Here is a 16512-nt window from a genome sequence, read left to right on the forward strand (position 1 = left end):
GGCCAGGACGGCTCAAAGGGGAGGCCCGCCATGAGGTTTTTTGTTGGTCGTCTAACCGCCGTCATCGCGGTCGTTTTCGCGGCGATGATCGCGACGCCGGGCACCAGCTGGGCGAAGTGCGATCAAACCATGGCGTGGAACGAGGTGACCGGCGAGTGCAGACTGCCGCCGCCGCCGCCCGCGTGGTATGTAGCCCCGCCCGCATACGCGCCGTCGTTTGCCGGGCCGGACGTGCCGCCCCCACCGCCACGGCCATGGTGGTCGCCGAACGCGCCGATGTGGAGTGTCGGCTTCCACCAATGGGGTGCCTATTTCAACGGCGTCTGGGTGCCCTACTGACGGGGGCGCCCCACCCCGCCCACCCGCGACGCGGGCACCGACGCCATCTGGATCGCGCCTGCCCGGAGTGATAACGTAATTCTCCAATTTGCATAATGGCCCTACCAGGCCGGCCGTGCGACTCCCGGAGGTGACGTGTCAGCAGCACCGGGCCGCCCATTGCCCCAGGTCACGCTCGAGAACGAGTTTTTCTGGACCTCGGGAGCCGACGGAAAGCTACGGCTGCAGGAATGTCAGGCCTGCAAATCCCTGATCCATCCGCCCGCTCCGGTGTGCCGTTATTGCCGGTCGTTGGATATCGGGGTGCGCGCGGTCTCCGGCAAGGCGACGCTGGCCGGGTTCACCGTCAATGAGCGGTTCAGTCTGCCCGGGCTGGTAGCGCCCTACGTGATCGCGCAGGTGGCGATTGCCGAAGACCCCCGGGTGCGATTGACCACCAACATCGTCGACTGCGAGCCCGATCAGCTCGAACTCGGTCAACCGGTCGAGGTCGTCTTCGAGCAGGTCGAGGACGTCTGGTTTCCGCTGTTTCGGCCCGTGCCCGACGCGGAGCCCGCTCCCCTGCCGGTCGACGAGATCGCGCCGGCGCGTTTCGGCGAACACGTCCGGCCGATGCTCACCACCGAGAAGTTCGAAGACAAGGTCGCGCTGACCGGGATCGGCATGTCACCCATCGGCCGGCGGCTGATGCGGCCGCCGCTGGCGCTGACGGTTCAGGCATGCGAGGCCGCGATCGCCGACGCCGGCCTGACGTACGCCGACATCGACGGCCTGTCCACCTACCCCGGCGCGATCAATGTCGGCGGATTCGGGGAGGGCGGCACCACGGCTCTCGAAGGCGCGCTGGGCATTCGGCCGACCTGGCACAACGGCGCCATGGAAACGTTCGGCCCGGGCGGCTCGGTGATCGCCGCGATGCTCGCGATCGCATGCGGGCTGGCGCGTCACGTGCTCTGCTTCCGGACGCTGTGGGAAGCCACCAACGGCGAGCTGATGAAGCAGGGCAAGATCACCCCGTCGATGGGCCGAATGTCGGGCTGGCAGATGCCATTCGGCGCCACCTCCGCGGCGCACACCTTGGCCATGAACGCGCAGCGCCACTTCCACCGGTACGGCACCACCAAGGAGACGCTGGGCTGGATCGCGTTGAACCAGCGGGCCAACGCCGAACTCAACCCGACGGCCGTCTATCGAACCCCGATGACGATGGACGACTACCTCAACGCGCGGCCCATCACCACGCCGTTCGGCCTGTACGACTGCGACGTGCCGTGCGATGGCGCGATCGCCGTGATCGTCTCCGCAGTCGACGCCGCCCGTGATCTGGCCAAGCCGCCGGTGTTCGTGGAGGCGGTCGGCACGCAGATCGTCGAGCGGCTCGACTGGGACCAGAGCACGCTGACCCACGAGCCGCAGGTGCTGGGCCAATCCGCGCATGTGTGGACCCGAACCTCACTGCGGCCCAACGACGTCGACGTCGCCGAGCTGTACGACGGCTTTTCCTTCAACTGCCTGTCCTGGATCGAGGCGCTCGGCTTCTGCGGGATCGGCGAGGCCAAAGATTTTCTGGACGGCGGCAAGAACATCGCCCGCGACGGTCAGTTGCCGCTCAACACCCACGGCGGTCAGCTGTCGCATGGCCGCACCCACGGCATGGGCCTGCTGCACGAGGCCATCACCCAACTTCGCGGCGAGGCCGGCGATCGCCAGGTTGCCGGCGCGCGGGTCGGCGTGGTCAGCAGCGGCGGCCTGACACCGAGCGGCGTGCTGTTGCTGCGGGCTTCGGAATGAGCAGCGCATGAGCGATCGGCCGACTCCGCGTCCCCGGCTGGTGATCGTCGACGGGGTGCCGATGTCGGCGATCGTCTGCGAGGCCCCGGACCCCAAGGCCGTGCTTGTGGCAATCCACGGCGGCGGCACCACCGCGGTCTATTTCGACTGCCCCGGCCATCCGTCGTATTCGCTGTTGCGCACCGGCGCGGCAGCGGGATTCACGGTCGTGGCCCTCGACCGGCCCGGCTATGGCAGTTCGGCGCCCTACCCGGAGGCGATGGTCTCCGGCGACCAGCGCGTCAACCTGGCGTACGGGGCAATCGAGCGCATCATCGGTGAACGACCAACCGGCGCAGGCCTGTTCGTGATGGGACATTCGGGCGGCTGCGAACTGACCTTGCGGATGGCCGCCGACGAGCGGGGCGCCGATCTGCTCGGCATCGAACTGGCGGGAACCGGGCGGCATTATCATCCCGCGGCCAGGGAAATACTCAAGACGGCGACCCGCGAACGCCGCCCGGCGGGCATGCGCGACCTGCTGTGGAGCCCGGAGGACAGGTATCCGCCCGAGGTGCTCGGCGGCGCCACGGTGTCCCCATCGGCCCCGTCGTATGAGGACCAGATGGTATCGGACTGGGCCCGTCAAACCTTCCCGTCGCTGGCCCCCGCCGTGCGGGTGCCGGTGCACTTCAGCATCGCCGAGCACGAAAAGGTCTGGCAGACTGACGATTCGGCGGTGCAGGAGATCACCGCGATGTTCTCCGGCGTGCCGAGCTTTACCGTGCACCGCCAACCTGACGCGGGCCATAACATCAGCCTCGGCCACTCCGCCCCGGAATACCACGCGGAGGTGCTTGCCTTTGTCGACGAATGCGTGGCCGCGTCTTCGAGCGTGAAACCAACTTCACGCTCGGCGGACGAAGATGAAAACGAAAAGGCAGCCGGATGAAAGTGGGATTCATCGGGTTGGGCAGCCAGGGCGGCCCGATGGCCCGGCGGATCATCGAGGGCGGCTTCGCAACCACGCTCTGGGCGCGGCGACCCGCATCGGTCGAGCCGTTCGCCGACACCGCGGCCGAAATCGCCGGATCACCGGCCGAGCTCGCCGCGGCCAGCGATCTGGTCTGCCTCTGTGTGGTCGGCGAGGCCGACATCGAGGAGATCGCCAACGGCGAGCACGGGTTGCTCGCCGGCCTCAAGCCCGACAGCGTGATCGCGGTGCACAGCACGGTGCACCCCAACACCTGCAGGTCGCTGGCGAAACGGGTTGGCACTAAGGGTGTTTCGGTGGTCGACGCGCCGGTCAGCGGCGGCGGTCCAGCCGCCGCCGAGGGTCGCCTGATGGTGATGGTCGGCGGCGACACCGAGGTCGTCGAGCGCTGCCGTCCGGTTTTCGAAACCTACGGCGATCCCGTCGTCCATCTCGGTGAACTGGGCACCGGCCAAACCACCAAGCTGCTCAACAACTTGCTGTTCACCGCCAACCTGGGGACCGCGGCCACCGCCCTGTCGCTGGCACGGTCTCTGGGCGTCGCCCCGGAGCGACTCGTCGAAGTCGTCTCCCGCAGCAGCGGAAACAGCTTCGCGCTCAATGTCATTGGTGACGAAGGCACTCTGGATCGGCTGGCCGGCCTGGCGGGCGCGCTGTTGCAGAAAGATGTGCGGCTGGTCGTCGACCTCGCAGAGGCGGCCGCCGCGCGCGGGGGCGCCGTCCTCGACGCGGCCGACGCCGCGCTGACCCTGATGGATCACCCGCGGTGAGAGTCGGTTTCGTCGGCGCCGGGCGGATGGGCCGCCCGATGGTCGCGCGTCTCGCCGCGGCCGGCCACGACGTGCGGGTGGTGGTCCGCGACGCGGCGGACGGCGCCAAGCACCACGATCTCGAACAGCTGGGCGCCACCGTGGTGAACCAGACGAGCGACGCCGCGGACCGGGCACACGCGGTGATGCTGTGCGTGTTCACCGACGAGCAGGTACGCCAGGTCTGCCTGGACAGCGCGCTGCCGTCGGCGATGCCGCCGGGCTCGACGCTGGTGGTGCACACCACGACCAGCCCGAAAACGATCGAGGCCATCGCCGCCCGGGCCGGGCATGTCGAGGTCGTCGATGCGCCGGTCAGCGGCGGACCCCACGACATCGCGGCGGGAAAGCTCACGCTGTTCGTCGGGGGTGCCGACGAGGCCGTGGCCCGCGTGCAACCGGTATTGGCCTGCTACGGCGATCCGGTGCTGCACGTCGGCCCGCGCGGCGCCGGTCAGCGCGTGAAGCTGGTCAACAATGCGCTGTTCGCCGGCCACATCGGGCTGCTCGCGGAGTCAATCCGGCTGGGCCAGCGCCTCGGTGTTCCGGAATCGACGGTGCTGGGCGCGTTGGCGCATGGCAGTGCCACCAGCCGGGTGCTGGACATCGTGGCGGCGCGAGGATCTGTCGCGGGGTTCATCGAGGTAGCCGGGGAATTCGTCGGAAAAGACGTGGCAGTCGTGCGCAGCATCGCCGAAGAGCTGGGCAGCGACCTCGGTGCCCTGGACGACGTCATCGAAGTCCTCGATGTCGGCGGAAAGGTCTGACATGACGGCACTTCGGTTCTTCCAGGTTCGCGACGAAAGCGCTACCGTTAGCGTTACAGTCAGGCATTCAATCGTAACGGTTCCAGCCCGCCCTAACCCTCGCCGCTGAGGAGCATGTCAGTGACAAAACCGAAGGTCATCTTCGACCCGTATTCCGAGGACTACTACAACAACCCGTTCGAGATATATCGACGGATGCGCGAGGACGCGCCGTTGTATTACGACGAGAAAGAAGACTTCTATGCGCTGACCCGCCATGAGGACGTGGCGGCGGCGTTCAAGGACTTCGAGACGTACTCCTCGGCACGCGGCTGCGACCTGGCGATGGTGCGCAAGGGTGTCTCGCCCGAGCAGAGGTCGATCATCTTCATGGACCCGCCGGAGCACCGCCACATGCGCAGCCTGCTCAACAAGGCGTTCACGCCGCGGGCCATCCAGTCGCAGCGCGACACGATCATCGAGGTCATCGACAAGTACCTGGGCGCTTGCGATCCGGAGAGATTCGACGTGGTGCAGGACTTCTCCGGGCCGTTCCCGGTGGAGGTCATCACCCGGATGGCCGGGGTCCCAGAGGAATACCGCCAGCAGGTGCGCCACTGGATCGACACCAGCCTGCATCACGAGCCGGGCCAGATCGAGGTCAGCGAGGCCGGCATGCAGGCCAACATCGAGACGGCGATGTACTACTTCGGCCTGATCCAGGAGCGGCGCGCGGACCCGCAGGACGACATGATCAGCAGGCTGATCGCGGCCGAGATCCCCGGCGAGGACGGTAATCCCCGCAAACTCGACGACATCGAGATCTGCGGCTTCGCAACCCTTCTGGGCGGGGCGGGCGCCGAGACGGTCACCAAACTGATGGGCAACGCGGCGGTCATCTTCGCTCGTCACCCCGACCAGTGGCAGAAGCTGCAGGACGACCCCGAGAAGATCCCGGGCGCGGTGGAAGAGCTGCTGCGCTACGAGGGACCGGTGCAGTACAACGTCCGCTACACCCTCAAGGAGGCGCACGTCAGCGGTGGCGTGATTCCGCCGTTCAAGCCGGTGTTCCTGTGTGGCGCCGCGGCCAACCGCGATCCGGAGGCCTTCACCGACGCCGACACTTTCGACATCGAGCGCGACCAGACCGAGGCGCAGCATCTTGGGCTCGGGTACGGAATTCACAGCTGCCTGGGCGCGGCGCTGGCCCGGCTGGAAAGCCGGATCGCGCTGGAGCGGCTGGTCGAGTTCATGCCGCGCTACGAGGTCGACTGGGCGGGGTGCGAACGGGTGAACATGCAAAACGTCGCGGGCTGGAAGAGCGTGCCCGTCAAAGTGCTTCGATAAGGGGGCCACGATGACGAGGAAAATCGAGGTCGATTGGGGACTCTGCGAGAGCAACGGAGTCTGCATGGGCATCAATCCGGACATCTTCGAACTGGGTGACGACGACATGCTGACCGTCCACCAAGAAGAGGTCACCCCGGAGAACGAGGCGGACGTGCGCGAAGCCGTCCGTCAATGCCCGCGGCAGGCAATCGCGATCGTGGGCGAGTAGCGCTCAGATTCCGGACAGGATGACCGCGTTGCAGTCGGCGGCTGCCTGACGCAGTTTCGCCGCTTTCTGGTAGCCCTCGGATTCGTACCACGCGCGGGCGGCGTCGACGGACTCGAACTCCAGCACCACGGTCTGGTCGCCGTGCCAGCTGCCCTCGACGACGTTGGGCGCGGTGTCCACCGCGAGAACGGTGGCACCACTCATCGTCGAACCGGCGGCCTTGCCGTAAGCCTTCATGCCCTCCGGGTCCTTGATGGCCTCGGTGAGAATGACGTATCCCTTGGGCATTGAATCTCCTTCGTTACTTTTCGCTGATGGCCTGCTCGGGACAGCACTCGATGGCCTCGGCAGTGGCGGCTTCCAATTCCGTTGGAACATCGGAGTCTATCGACACCGCATAGCCGTCGTCGGTGAGCGTGAACACGTCCGGGCACAGCGTGAGGCACATCCCGTGGCCGCGACAGCGTTGGTCGTCTACCCAAACCTTCATGCCAGCGTGAACTCCAGGTGCAGCTCGGTCAGGCCGCGCAGAATGTATGTCGGAACATATTGGTAGCGGCGGTCATTCGCCGGCCCGTGCCTGTCCTCGTTGATCCTGATGTCGGTGGTGCGATCCAGCAGCCGCTCGATCGCCACCCGGGTTTCGGCCCGCGCCAGCGGCGCGCCCGGGCAGCTGTGGATGCCGCGCCCGAACGAGATGTGTTGGCGGGCGTTCTTGCGGGCCGGGTCGAACGTGGTGGGGTCTTCGAATCGGCGCGGGTCGCGGTTGGCCGCGGCCTGCACGATCATCACGGTGGTGCCGGCGGGCAGGTCCACGCCGCCGACATTGACGGGCCGACGGTTCATCCGGAAGTCGCCCTTCACCGGGCTCTCGTGGCGCAGCGACTCCTCGATGAAGTTGGGCAGCAGGCTGCGGTCCTTGCGCAGCTGCGCCTGGATGTCGGGACGCTCGCCGAGCGTCTGCAGCGCGGCGCCGAGCAGCCGCACGGTGGTCTCCTGACCCGCCGAGAAGACGTTGCTGGCGACCCGCGCCACGTCCTCGACGTCGGGGATCGTGCCGTCCGGGAAGGTGGCGGTCGCCAAGCCGGTCAGCACGTCGTCGCGGGGGTTCTGCCGGCGGTCCCGCACGTAGTCGGAGAACAGGCCGTAGAGGAATTCCAGCGGGCTGTGGGACAGCGATTCCTTGCCGGTGCCCCCGATGCCGCCACCGGCATGCTCGGCGATGCCCTTGACGAACTTGTCGCGATCTTCCATCGGCACGCCCAGCAGGTCGGCGATGACCAGCAGGGTGAACGGGCCGGCGAAGCCCTTGATCCATTCGCCGTGCCCGGGCGCCAGGAAGTCGTCGAGGGCCCGGTCGGCCAGCGCCCACATCGCGTCCTCGTTCTCCTTGAGGCGCTTGGGGGTGATCAGCCGCATCAGCAGCGAACGGTGATTGGTGTGGGTCGGCGGGTCGAGGGTGGGCAGCTGGTCGCTGAACGGCAGCTCGTCGCGATGCTCCTCGATCAGCTCGGTGATGTCTCCCCCTTCCAGACCCTCGAGGGATACCGGGAAGCCGGGGAACGGGCCGGTCACCGAGATGCAGGAGGACCAAGTCTCGGCGTCGTTCAGCACGGCGCAGGCTTCTTCCCAGCCGGTGATCATCGTGACCCCGTGGTGGGCTTCCCGGGTCACCGGGCACTGCTCCCGCAGCGACTCGTAGTACGGGTACGGGTCCGCGATGAGCTCTTTGCCGCGGAAAAAGTCCATCTTGGAGAAGTCGTTCGCCATCTTGCTCCGTTTCGAATCTCAGCAGTGAGAATGAGCCTCTCAGAGATGAGTATTAGATTTCCACACGGGGTGATCCCCGTCAACGACGGGGGCCGGTGCGGGCTGGGTGACGACCTGCCGACGAGCCGCCGGTCAGTAGCGGGGTTTCAGCTGGCCGGGACCAGATCGGCGGCCACCGACGGGCATGCCAGCAGCCCGCTGCGGAAGTTCTCGATGTGAGCGACCGAGTACTGGGGCATCGCGGCGGCGGCCAGCGCCTTGCCCTTGAACATCTGGGCGGCCATGCTCAGCCGGTGTTGCACCAGCCCGACGCTGCCGTCGAGTTCCGCGGGCCAGGTGTCTCCCCACAGCGTGACCTCGGTGACGCCGTGGTCGAGGGCCTGCAAGACGCCTTGCCGCACCCGCGAATCGCAGCCGACGAGATCCGCCGCGGCCGCCAGGGCCTGCGGACGGAGACGATCGTCGACCGAGGCCAGCGCGCACTCGAGGTCCAGGGTGCGGGCCCCGATGATCTGCAATGGCCGCAGATCGGGGTGCTCGGCCAGATCGGTGAGCAGGACGGTGACGTCCCACCCGGCCATCGACCGGTCGAACAGCCATCCCCCGGCGAACCGCACCACGTCGAGGACGCTGGAGGCGACGACGTCGAGCCGGTACCTCATGTCGTGCTCAGATTGCTCGGTGCCTTTTTCGAGGGCGCGAAGTCCCGCGCCAGTGTCTCCGCGTACTGCTTGAACACCTCGGTCAGAGGTATCGAAGGATCGAGCAACCATGTGGTTTCCATTCCGTGGACGAAGGCAAGAATTTCCACTGCCTTGATGGTGGGGTCTATGTCGGCGCGATACCGGCCGTCGGCCTGACCGGTGCGGATGAGCTCGGCGACGATGTCGACGGCTTGCCGGTGCCGATCGAGCATCCGGTCGTGCAGCGGAGCGTCGGGAAGGATGTTCTCGACGAGCAGCACCGTGAACGTGCCGACCAATTCGGGCGCCCGGTGGAATCGATCGGCGACCGCGGAGATCTGGGCCATCAGGTCACCGGCCCGGTCGGCATGGGAATCGTCATCCTGATCGCGGGCGTCCAGGACCGCGTGCAGCAGCTGTTCCTTGGACTCGAAGTGGTGCAGCAGCCCCGCGGGCGAGACGCCGGCCTCGCCGGCGATCTGGGCCAGCGTGGTGTTGCGCCAGCCGTTACGCGTGAGGAGACGCTGCGCGACGGCGAGGATTCGCTGCTTACGGTCCTCGCCTTTGGCGAGAAGCGTGTCGTAACGGCGTGCGTCGGGCACCGGACTCCTTTGACCGATTGGCGGGCTGAACCAACCTCCTGAACACACAGTAGGTAGGTTTGCCCGCTGTGACAAGCGTCTCAGGGGTAACTCTTAGAAAGTTCCGGGCCGGTCTCAGGCGACCAGCTCGACCAGCGTGGCGTTGGCCGTGCCGCCGCCTTCACACATGGTCTGCAGCCCGTAGCGAATGCCGTTGTCGCGCATGTGGTGCGCCAACCGCGTCATCAGCACCGCGCCGGAGGCGCCCAGCGGGTGCCCCAGCGCGATGGCACCACCGAGCGGATTGACCCGGCTCGGGTCGGCGCCGGTCTCGGCGATCCACGCCAGCGGGACCGGCGCGAAGGCCTCGTTGACCTCGAACGCGCCGACCTCTGCCAGCGCGACGCCGGCCTTTTTCAGCACCTTCTCGGTGGCCGGAATCGGGCCGGTGAGCATGAGCACCGGGTCCGCCCCGGTGACGGCCCCGGCGCGGTACCGCACGATCGGGGTCAGCCCGAGCTCGATGGCCAGCTCCGCGGTCGTCACCAGCAGCGCGGCGGCGCCGTCGGAGATCTGCGAGGAATTGCCGGCGTGGATGACGCCGTCTTCGGCGAACGCGGGCTTGAGGGCGGCCAGCTTCTCCACGGTGCTGCCCCGCCGCACGCCCTCGTCGGCGGTGACGACGGCCTCGTCCTCGGTGATGACCGGGATCATCTGATTGGTGAAGGCGCCGCCGTCCTGGGCCGCGGCGGCCCGTTCGTGGGATTGGACGGAGAATTCGTCGAGCTGGGTACGGGAGAAGCCCCACTTCTTGGCGATCATCTCCGCGGACAGGCCCTGGTTGAACGAGAAGTCGTCGTAGCGCGCAAGGACTTTCGGTCCGTAGGGCATGCCGGTCGCCCGGGCCGACCCCAGCGGGACGCGGCTCATGACCTCGACGCCGCCGGCGACGACGACGTCTTGCTGGCCCGACATCACCGCCTGCACCGCGAAGTCCAGGGCCTGCTGGCTGGAACCGCAGGCCCGGTTGACCGTCGTGCCGGGGATGCTCTCGGGCCAGCCGGCGGCCAGCACCGCGTAACGCCCGATGTTGCTGGACTGGTCGCCGACCTGAGACACGCACCCCCAGATCACGTCGTCGACGATGTCCGGACCCACGCCGGCGCGTTCCAGCACCTCGTTGAGGACGATCGCGGACAGGTCCGCGGCGTGCATGCCCGACAACCCGCCATTGCGCTTCCCCACCGGCGTGCGCACCGCCTCGACGATGACCGTCTCCCGCATGTCCCTACTCCGATTCCTCGCCAGTTTTCGAGTCCGATTTCGATAGCGCCCACCGCCCAGTAAACGACGGCTCCCGTCGCTCGCTGAAGGCGGCATAGGCCGCGGCCGCATCCGCGGTCGCGAAGTTGCCGATCTGCGCGCGCGCCTCGTTGGCCAGCGCGTCGCGCAGGGTGCGGTCGGCGCCCTCGTTCAACAGGGCTTTGGTCTGCGCCAAGGCAATCGGCGGGCCCGCCGCCAGCCGGCCGGCCAGATCACCGACGAAGGCGTCGATCTCCGCGGCCGACACCACCCAGGTCACCAGGTTCAGCGCGAAAGCTTCCGCGGCGTCGATGGTCTCGGCCAGCAGCGCTAGCCGCTTAGCCTGTTGCAGGCCAACGAGTTTCGGCAACAGCCAGGAGCCGCCGAGGTCGATCGACAGACCTCGCTTCGAGAAGATCTGCGAGAACGTCGATTCCGGTGTTGCGACCACCAGATCACAGCCCAGCGCCAGGTTCCAACCGGCGCCGACGGCCACACCGGTCACCTTGGCCACCGTCGGTTTGGGAAGCTCGTGCAACGCCAGCGCCACGTCGGTCAGGCGCGCCAGCTTGTACGTCGGATGAATGTCGTCCGGAATCCCGATGTCGGCCCCGGAGCAAAACGCCCCGCCGGCGCCGGTGATCACCAGCGAGCGCACCCTGCGGTCGCGGCCGGCGTCGTTCAGCGCGTCGCGCAGCGCGACCCACAGCTCCGGGCTGATGGCGTTTTTGCGGTGCGGACGGTTGAGTGTCAGCGTGCGCACCCCGTCGCTGTCGTCGGACAGCAGCACGGGGTCGTCGGTAGTGGTCATCGAGGTCGAAAGTACGTCACATCACCAAGCCGCCGTGCACCGGCAGCACCGGCCCATCAATAGCTCCTCGGCAGTTTCAGGACGTTGGATCCCAGGAAGTTCAGGATCATCTCCTGGCTGACCGGTGCGATCTTCATCAACCGCGCCTCACGGAAGTAGCGCGTGATGTGGTACTCCTCCGCGTAGCCCATGCCGCCGTGGGTCTGCAACGCCCGGTCCGCGGCGGTGAAGCCCGCGTCGGCGCACAGATACTTCGCGGTATTCGCTTCGCGCCCACAGGGTTTGCCGTTGTCGTACAACCAGGTGGCCTTGCGCAGCATCAGCTCGGCGGCGTCGAGGCGGGCCAGTGAATCCGCGAGCGGGAACTGCAGACCCTGGTTCATCCCGATGGGCCGGCCGAAGACCTCGCGTTCGTTGCCGTACTTGACCGCTTTCTCCAGTGCCACCCGGCCGATGCCCAGCGCCTCCGCCGCGATCAGCATGCGCTCGGGGTTCAGGCCGTCAAGGATGTACTGAAATCCCTTGCCCTCCTCGCCGACTCGGTCCTCGACGGGTACTTCGAGATTGTCGATGAACAACTCGTTGGAGCTGACGGCGTTTCGGCCCATCTTGCGGATCGGGCGGATATCGACGCGATTGCGATCGAGGTCGGTCAAGAACAGCGTCATCCCGTCGGTCTTCTTGGCGACCTCGTCGTAGCTCTGGGTGCGGGTGAGCAGCAGGATCTTGGAGGATTCCAGCGCCTTGGAGATCCACACCTTGCGGCCGTTGACGATGTAGCGGTCCCCGTCGCGCTTGGCGAACGTGGTGATGCGCGAAGTGTCAAGCCCGGCACCGGGTTCGGTGACTCCGAAGCAGACGTGCACCTCGCCGTTGGCGACCGTGGGCAGGGTGCGCGCCTTGAGTTCGTCGGAGCCGTGCACGACGACGGGCTGCATGCCGAAGATGGACAGGTGGATGGCGCTGGCGGCGTTCATCGCGCCGCCGGCCTTGGCGACCTCTTCGAGCAGCAGGGTGGCTTCGGTGATTCCGAGTCCGTGACCGCCGTACTCGGTCGGAATCGTCATACCGAGCCAGCCACCCTGCGCGATGGCGTTGTAGAACTCGAACGGAAATTCGTGCGCCTGGTCTTTTTCCATCCAGTACTGGTCGTCGAATTTCCGCGCCAGCTCCGCGACCGACTTGCGGATCAGCTCCTGGTCGTCGGTCAGCTCGAAATTCATTCCACCGCCGGGCACTGCTAGATCTCCTTCAGGCCAGTTCATGCACCGGCGCATTGATTCGGCCGGTTGAGGTCAGTCCTTGTTGCCGGTAAGGGCTTTCGCGTTAGCGGCGAAGTCCGCGAAGGACGAGCCGCCGCGGCTGTCCTTGTCGTGGCCCTGCGCCTTGATGGACACGTCGTGCCCCTCGGCGGCCTTGCGCAGCGCACCGACGGTCGCCTGTTCGCGCGAAATGTGAGTGAACGGGTCGAACGAGTACCAACGCATGGCGTTCTCGTAGGTCATCTTGTTGATCTCGTCGTCGGGAACGTTGTTGAGGCTCAACACATCCCACAGTTCTTCGGGCGCGCCCGGCCACATCGAGTCGCTGTGCGGGTAGTCGGCTTCCCAGCAGATGTTGTCGATGCCGATCATGTTGCGCAGCGCCACGCCGACCTTGTCGCTGATGAAACAGGTCAGGAAGTGGTCGCGGAAGACCTCGCTGGGCAGCTTGCCTTTGAAGTCCTGGTGTGTCCAGGCGGAGTGCATCTCGAACGTCCGGTCGGCGCGCTCCAGGAAGTAGGGAATCCAGCCGGTTCCGCCCTCGGAGAGCGCGATCTTCAGGTCCGGGTACTCCTTGATCGGCCGCGACCACAACAGGTCGGCGGCGGCCTGCACGATGTTCATCGGCTGCAGCGTGATCATCACGTCCATCGGCGCATCCGGCGCGGTGATGGCCAGCCGCCCCGACGAGCCGATGTGCACGTTCATCACGGTGTCGGTGTCCACCAGGGCTTTCCACAGCGGGTTCCAGTACTCGTCGTGGAAGCTGGGGTAGCCCATCGCGGCGGGGTTTTCGGTGAAGGTCAGCGCGTGCACGCCCTTCTTCGAGACCCGGCGCACCTCGGCGGCACAGGCCTCGGCATCCCAGATCACCGGGATCGCCATCGGGATGAAGCGCGCCGGGTAGGCGCCGCACCATTCGTCGATGTGCCAGTCGTTGTAGGCCTGCACCAGCGCGATCGAGAAATCATTGTCGTCGGTGGCGAACAGCCGCCCGGCGAAGCCCGGGAACGAAGGGAAGCAGATCGAGGCCAGGATGCCACCGGCATTCATGTCCTTGACGCGCTCGTCGACGTTGTAACAACCCGGCCGGATCTCGTCGAGCCCCGTCGGCTCGATGCCGTACTCCTCCTTCGGCCGGCCGGCGACCGCGTTCAGTGCCACGTTCGGGATGACCGTGTCGCGGAACTTCCACATGTCCGAGCCGTCGTCGTTGTGCACCAAGCGCGGTGCGTCATCCTGGTACTTCTTCGGCAGGTGGTTCTTGAACATGTCGGGCGGCTCGACGGTGTGGTCGTCGACACTGATCAGCATCATGTCTTCTTTGTTCATGAGCTTCCCTCTCCATCGGATCCACGTGCAGCCTGCTTCGGGCGGACGTCGGCTGTCGGCTCGCCCCGCTACCTCTGAAAACTAGCTTCTCGCCAGGTGAGAATCAACATCCACGAGATTGCCTGAGCAAATGCAGACACTGTTCCGGTATACCCCATTTCGGCGCCGATCGCCCTCTCACGTGCGGCTACGCGAGCACAGAAAGGCCAGCACCGGGCCTGGGACCAAAGAAAAAACCAAAAATTTGTTCGTCGCGGGCCCGGATCAAGCCGGCCGGACCGACGACAATGCGGCGCAGAGTGGCAAGCTTCTCCTCCAGCCGCGGATCCGTACCCGCTGGCATTGACCAATTGCGCGAATCGTGCCAGTCTGTTAGTTGCAAATGAGAATCCGATTCTCTTTCACCGAGAGGACATTGACGATGCGGTTGCCGCCGCTGCCCGCGGATCAGTGGGACGAGGCTACCCAGCAGGCACTCTCGGCGATGCGGGGCGCGGACACCAACAACGCGCTGTCCACCCTGGCCCACCACCCGGCACTGGCCAAGGCGTTTCTCCGGTTCAACGTCCACCTGCTGATGACGTCCACGCTGCCGACGCGCATCCGCGAGCTGGCCATCCTGCGCGTCGCGCATCGCCGCGACTGCGCCTACGAGTGGTCTCACCACGTCAGCATGGCCAAGGACGAGGGCATCACCGACGAGCAGATCGACGCGGTGCGGTCCTTTGCCGGGGAGGGCGCCGGGCACCTGGACGCGTTCGACCGCACGGTGCTCACCGCCGTCGACGAGCTGGACGAGAAATCGCAGCTGTCCGACGCGACATGGGCGGCGCTCGGCGAGCGTCTCAACGACCGGCAACGCATGGACTTCGTTTTCACGGTCGGCTGCTACGCCTTGCTGGCCATGGCTTTCAACACTTTCGGCATACAGCTCGAGCACGACTAGACGGATCAGAGAGGTAGAACCGTGGCCCACTTCCCCAAGCCGGCTGCCGGCAGCTGGACAGAAAACTATCCCGACCTGGGAACCGCGCCGGTCGATTACACCGACTCGATCGATCCGGCGTTCTTCGAGGCCGAGCGCGAGGCGGTCTTCAAGAGAACCTGGCTCAACGTCGGACGGATCGAGCGACTCCCCAAGACCGGCAGCTACTTCACCAGAGAATTGCCGTCGGCCGGCAAGGGCACCTCGGTGATCATCACCAAGACCAAGGACGGAACCGTCAAGGCGTATCACAACGTCTGCCGGCACCGCGGAAACAAGTTGGTGTGGAACGACTTTCCCAACGAGGAGACTTCCGGCACCTGCCGGCAGTTCACCTGCAAGTACCACGCCTGGCGCTACAGCCTCGACGGTGAGTTGACCTTCGTCCAGCAGGAAGACGAGTTCTTCAACCTCGACAAGAGCAACTTCGGCCTGGCACCGGTCCGTTGCGAGGTGTGGGAAGGCTTCATCTTCATCAACTTCGACGACAACGCGGCACCGCTCACCGACTATCTCGGCCCGCTGGCCAAGAGCATCGAGGGCTACCCGTTCGGCGAGATGACCGAGACCTACTCCTACCGCGCCGAAGTCGGCAGCAACTGGAAGCTGTTCATCGACGCGTTCGTCGAGTTCTACCACGCGCCGATCCTGCACCAGGGCCAGTACACCAAGGAAGAAGCCGCCAAGATCCAGAAGTACGGCTACGAGGCGCTGCACTACGAGCTGGCCGGCCCGCACAACCTGCAGTCGACCTGGGGTGGTCAGGCACCGCCGTCCGACATGTCCATGGTCAAGCCGATGGACCAGGTGCTGCGCAGCGGGCTGTTCGGCCCGTGGGACAAGCCGGAGATCATCCAGAACCTCGAACTGCCGCCCGGTGTCAACGTGAAGAGGGTGCCGCAGTGGGGCATCGACTCGTGGCTGTTCTACCCGAACTTCATGCTGCTGATCTGGGAGCCGGGCTGGTACCTGACCTACCACTACTGGCCGACCGCGGTGGACAAGCACATCTTCGAGTCGTCGCTGTATTTCGTGCCGCCCCGCAATGCGCGGGAACGCCTGGCCCAAGAGTTGGCCGCCGTGACGTTCAAGGAGTACGCGCTGCAGGACGCCAACACCCTCGAAGCTACCCAGACCATGATCGGCACCCGCGCCGTCAAGGAGTTCCTGCTGTGCGACCAGGAAGTCTTGATCCGCCACCTGCACAAGACGACCGGTGACTACGTGAAGGAGTACCAGCGCAATGTCGCTACCGTCTGAATTCTCCGCCCTAGAGCCATATTTGGACTGGGATCTGGCCACCGAGCCCGAACGCTACGCCAAGCGGCTGGCCTCCACGATGCCCGAGATGCAGGAGTTCTACGACGTCGCGTTCCCGATGCTCAACGACGTCATCGCGTACTGCGACAAGTACCCGCTGGACGACTTGCCGGACGACGCGAAGACTCTCATGCACATGATGCAGTCGCTGGTGATGGTGTCCTTCCCGATCGAGGCATGGAAGCAGCCGCGGGTCCCGGACAGCGGTGCGGCGTGGGTGGAACTGCTGCGGGAACCGGTGATCTAACCG

Annotated in this window: 19 protein-coding genes; 10 read left to right on the forward strand and 9 right to left on the reverse strand. The window is 66.1% G+C overall.

Going from position 1 to position 16512, the window contains the following annotated elements; genetic code table 11:
• The first annotated feature begins 30 nt into the window (after window positions 1-30).
• The 7 genes from BN973_RS25580 (at window position 31) to BN973_RS25610 (ending at window position 6216) form a co-directional block, all read left to right on the forward strand.
• The gene (locus BN973_RS25580) at window positions 31-339 is read left to right on the forward strand and encodes a hypothetical protein (protein WP_036471504.1); all 309 of its coding nucleotides are present in this window, start codon (window positions 31-33) and stop codon (window positions 337-339) included.
• A 135-nt stretch (window positions 340-474) separates the two neighbouring features.
• Entirely contained in the window at window positions 475-2130 is a 1656-nt protein-coding gene (locus BN973_RS25585) for a thiolase C-terminal domain-containing protein (protein WP_036471505.1), read from the forward strand.
• 7 nt (window positions 2131-2137) lie between these two features.
• Window positions 2138-3061, forward strand: coding sequence for an alpha/beta hydrolase (locus BN973_RS25590; protein WP_051641492.1), 924 nt, complete (start codon window positions 2138-2140; stop codon window positions 3059-3061).
• Window positions 3058-3873, forward strand: coding sequence for an NAD(P)-dependent oxidoreductase (locus BN973_RS25595; protein ID WP_036471506.1), 816 nt, complete (start codon window positions 3058-3060; stop codon window positions 3871-3873). Before BN973_RS25590 ends, BN973_RS25595 begins: the two co-directional genes overlap by 4 nt.
• A complete protein-coding gene (locus tag BN973_RS25600) occupies window positions 3870-4679 on the forward strand; it encodes an NAD(P)-dependent oxidoreductase (RefSeq protein WP_084163547.1) in 810 nt (269 codons plus the stop codon). Before BN973_RS25595 ends, BN973_RS25600 begins: the two co-directional genes overlap by 4 nt.
• Window positions 4680-4799: 120 nt before the next feature.
• Window positions 4800-6005, forward strand: a complete 1206-nt coding sequence (locus tag BN973_RS25605; protein ID WP_036473072.1) for a cytochrome P450 — start codon at window positions 4800-4802, stop codon at window positions 6003-6005.
• Between the two features lie 10 nt (window positions 6006-6015).
• Complete coding sequence (locus BN973_RS25610) at window positions 6016-6216, forward strand: ferredoxin (protein WP_036471507.1); 201 nt, start codon at window positions 6016-6018, stop codon at window positions 6214-6216.
• Window positions 6217-6219: 3 nt separating this feature from the next.
• Here the strand turns inward: BN973_RS25610 and BN973_RS25615 are convergent, their stop codons facing one another.
• The 9 genes from BN973_RS25615 to BN973_RS25655 all read right to left on the reverse strand — a co-directional run bounded on the left by BN973_RS25615 (window position 6220) and on the right by BN973_RS25655 (window position 13957).
• The gene (locus BN973_RS25615) at window positions 6220-6504 is read right to left on the reverse strand and encodes a DUF1330 domain-containing protein (protein ID WP_036471508.1); all 285 of its coding nucleotides are present in this window, start codon (window positions 6502-6504) and stop codon (window positions 6220-6222) included.
• 13 nt (window positions 6505-6517) lie between these two features.
• Window positions 6518-6706, reverse strand: a complete 189-nt coding sequence (locus BN973_RS25620; RefSeq protein ID WP_036471509.1) for a ferredoxin — start codon at window positions 6704-6706, stop codon at window positions 6518-6520.
• Entirely contained in the window at window positions 6703-7986 is a 1284-nt protein-coding gene (locus BN973_RS25625) for a cytochrome P450 (protein ID WP_036471510.1), read from the reverse strand. The genes BN973_RS25620 and BN973_RS25625 overlap by 4 nt, the downstream gene beginning before the upstream one ends.
• 146 nt (window positions 7987-8132) lie before the next feature.
• Window positions 8133-8648 carry a hypothetical protein gene (locus BN973_RS25630; protein ID WP_036471511.1) on the reverse strand — a complete coding sequence of 172 codons (516 nt, stop codon included), beginning with the start codon at window positions 8646-8648 and terminating at the stop codon, window positions 8133-8135.
• The gene (locus BN973_RS25635) at window positions 8645-9271 is read right to left on the reverse strand and encodes a TetR/AcrR family transcriptional regulator (protein ID WP_036471512.1); all 627 of its coding nucleotides are present in this window, start codon (window positions 9269-9271) and stop codon (window positions 8645-8647) included. Before BN973_RS25635 ends, BN973_RS25630 begins: the two co-directional genes overlap by 4 nt.
• A gap of 114 nt (window positions 9272-9385) precedes the next feature.
• Window positions 9386-10534 (reverse strand): thiolase family protein, encoded by a 1149-nt coding sequence (locus BN973_RS25640; protein WP_036471513.1) that lies wholly within the window; start codon window positions 10532-10534, stop codon window positions 9386-9388.
• Between the two features lie 4 nt (window positions 10535-10538).
• Window positions 10539-11363 (reverse strand): enoyl-CoA hydratase/isomerase family protein, encoded by an 825-nt coding sequence (locus BN973_RS25645; RefSeq protein ID WP_036471514.1) that lies wholly within the window; start codon window positions 11361-11363, stop codon window positions 10539-10541.
• A gap of 56 nt (window positions 11364-11419) precedes the next feature.
• Window positions 11420-12586: an acyl-CoA dehydrogenase family protein gene (locus BN973_RS25650; protein ID WP_036471515.1), complete on the reverse strand. Its 1167-nt coding sequence runs from the start codon at window positions 12584-12586 to the stop codon at window positions 11420-11422.
• 72 nt (window positions 12587-12658) lie between these two features.
• The gene (locus BN973_RS25655) at window positions 12659-13957 is read right to left on the reverse strand and encodes an amidohydrolase family protein (protein WP_036471516.1); all 1299 of its coding nucleotides are present in this window, start codon (window positions 13955-13957) and stop codon (window positions 12659-12661) included.
• 421 nt (window positions 13958-14378) lie between these two features.
• On the opposite strand from BN973_RS25655, the gene BN973_RS25660 reads away from it, so the two are divergent.
• Genes BN973_RS25660 through BN973_RS25670 form a run of 3 tightly spaced genes read left to right on the forward strand, consistent with a single transcriptional unit; the run spans window position 14379 to window position 16509 of the window.
• Window positions 14379-14903, forward strand: a complete 525-nt coding sequence (locus BN973_RS25660; RefSeq protein ID WP_036471517.1) for a carboxymuconolactone decarboxylase family protein — start codon at window positions 14379-14381, stop codon at window positions 14901-14903.
• 21 nt (window positions 14904-14924) lie between these two features.
• The gene (locus tag BN973_RS25665) at window positions 14925-16202 is read left to right on the forward strand and encodes an aromatic ring-hydroxylating oxygenase subunit alpha (RefSeq protein ID WP_036471518.1); all 1278 of its coding nucleotides are present in this window, start codon (window positions 14925-14927) and stop codon (window positions 16200-16202) included.
• A complete protein-coding gene (locus BN973_RS25670; RefSeq protein ID WP_036471519.1) occupies window positions 16186-16509 on the forward strand; it encodes a hypothetical protein in 324 nt (107 codons plus the stop codon). Before BN973_RS25665 ends, BN973_RS25670 begins: the two co-directional genes overlap by 17 nt.
• Window positions 16510-16512 lie beyond the last annotated feature (3 nt).

Origin of the sequence: Mycobacterium triplex (assembly GCF_000689255.1) — a bacterium.
Lineage (GTDB): Bacteria > Actinomycetota > Actinomycetes > Mycobacteriales > Mycobacteriaceae > Mycobacterium > Mycobacterium triplex.

What these genes read in the sequence shown, in the direction of transcription:
- BN973_RS25580 (WP_036471504.1), top strand. Translation starts at nt 31, where the DNA reads ATGAGGTTTTTTGTTGGTCGTCTAACCGCCGTCATCGCGGTCGTTTTC.
- BN973_RS25590 (WP_051641492.1), top strand. Translation starts at nt 2,138, where the DNA reads ATGAGCGATCGGCCGACTCCGCGTCCCCGGCTGGTGATCGTCGACGGG.
- BN973_RS25595 (WP_036471506.1), top strand. Translation starts at nt 3,058, where the DNA reads ATGAAAGTGGGATTCATCGGGTTGGGCAGCCAGGGCGGCCCGATGGCC.
- BN973_RS25610 (WP_036471507.1), top strand. Translation starts at nt 6,016, where the DNA reads ATGACGAGGAAAATCGAGGTCGATTGGGGACTCTGCGAGAGCAACGGA.
- BN973_RS25615 (WP_036471508.1), bottom strand. Translation starts at nt 6,504, where the DNA reads ATGCCCAAGGGATACGTCATTCTCACCGAGGCCATCAAGGACCCGGAG.
- BN973_RS25620 (WP_036471509.1), bottom strand. Translation starts at nt 6,706, where the DNA reads ATGAAGGTTTGGGTAGACGACCAACGCTGTCGCGGCCACGGGATGTGC.
- BN973_RS25625 (WP_036471510.1), bottom strand. Translation starts at nt 7,986, where the DNA reads ATGGCGAACGACTTCTCCAAGATGGACTTTTTCCGCGGCAAAGAGCTC.
- BN973_RS25630 (WP_036471511.1), bottom strand. Translation starts at nt 8,648, where the DNA reads ATGAGGTACCGGCTCGACGTCGTCGCCTCCAGCGTCCTCGACGTGGTG.
- BN973_RS25640 (WP_036471513.1), bottom strand. Translation starts at nt 10,534, where the DNA reads ATGCGGGAGACGGTCATCGTCGAGGCGGTGCGCACGCCGGTGGGGAAG.
- BN973_RS25645 (WP_036471514.1), bottom strand. Translation starts at nt 11,363, where the DNA reads ATGACCACTACCGACGACCCCGTGCTGCTGTCCGACGACAGCGACGGG.
- BN973_RS25650 (WP_036471515.1), bottom strand. Translation starts at nt 12,586, where the DNA reads ATGAATTTCGAGCTGACCGACGACCAGGAGCTGATCCGCAAGTCGGTC.
- BN973_RS25655 (WP_036471516.1), bottom strand. Translation starts at nt 13,957, where the DNA reads ATGAACAAAGAAGACATGATGCTGATCAGTGTCGACGACCACACCGTC.
- BN973_RS25660 (WP_036471517.1), top strand. Translation starts at nt 14,379, where the DNA reads ATGCGGTTGCCGCCGCTGCCCGCGGATCAGTGGGACGAGGCTACCCAG.
- BN973_RS25670 (WP_036471519.1), top strand. Translation starts at nt 16,186, where the DNA reads ATGTCGCTACCGTCTGAATTCTCCGCCCTAGAGCCATATTTGGACTGG.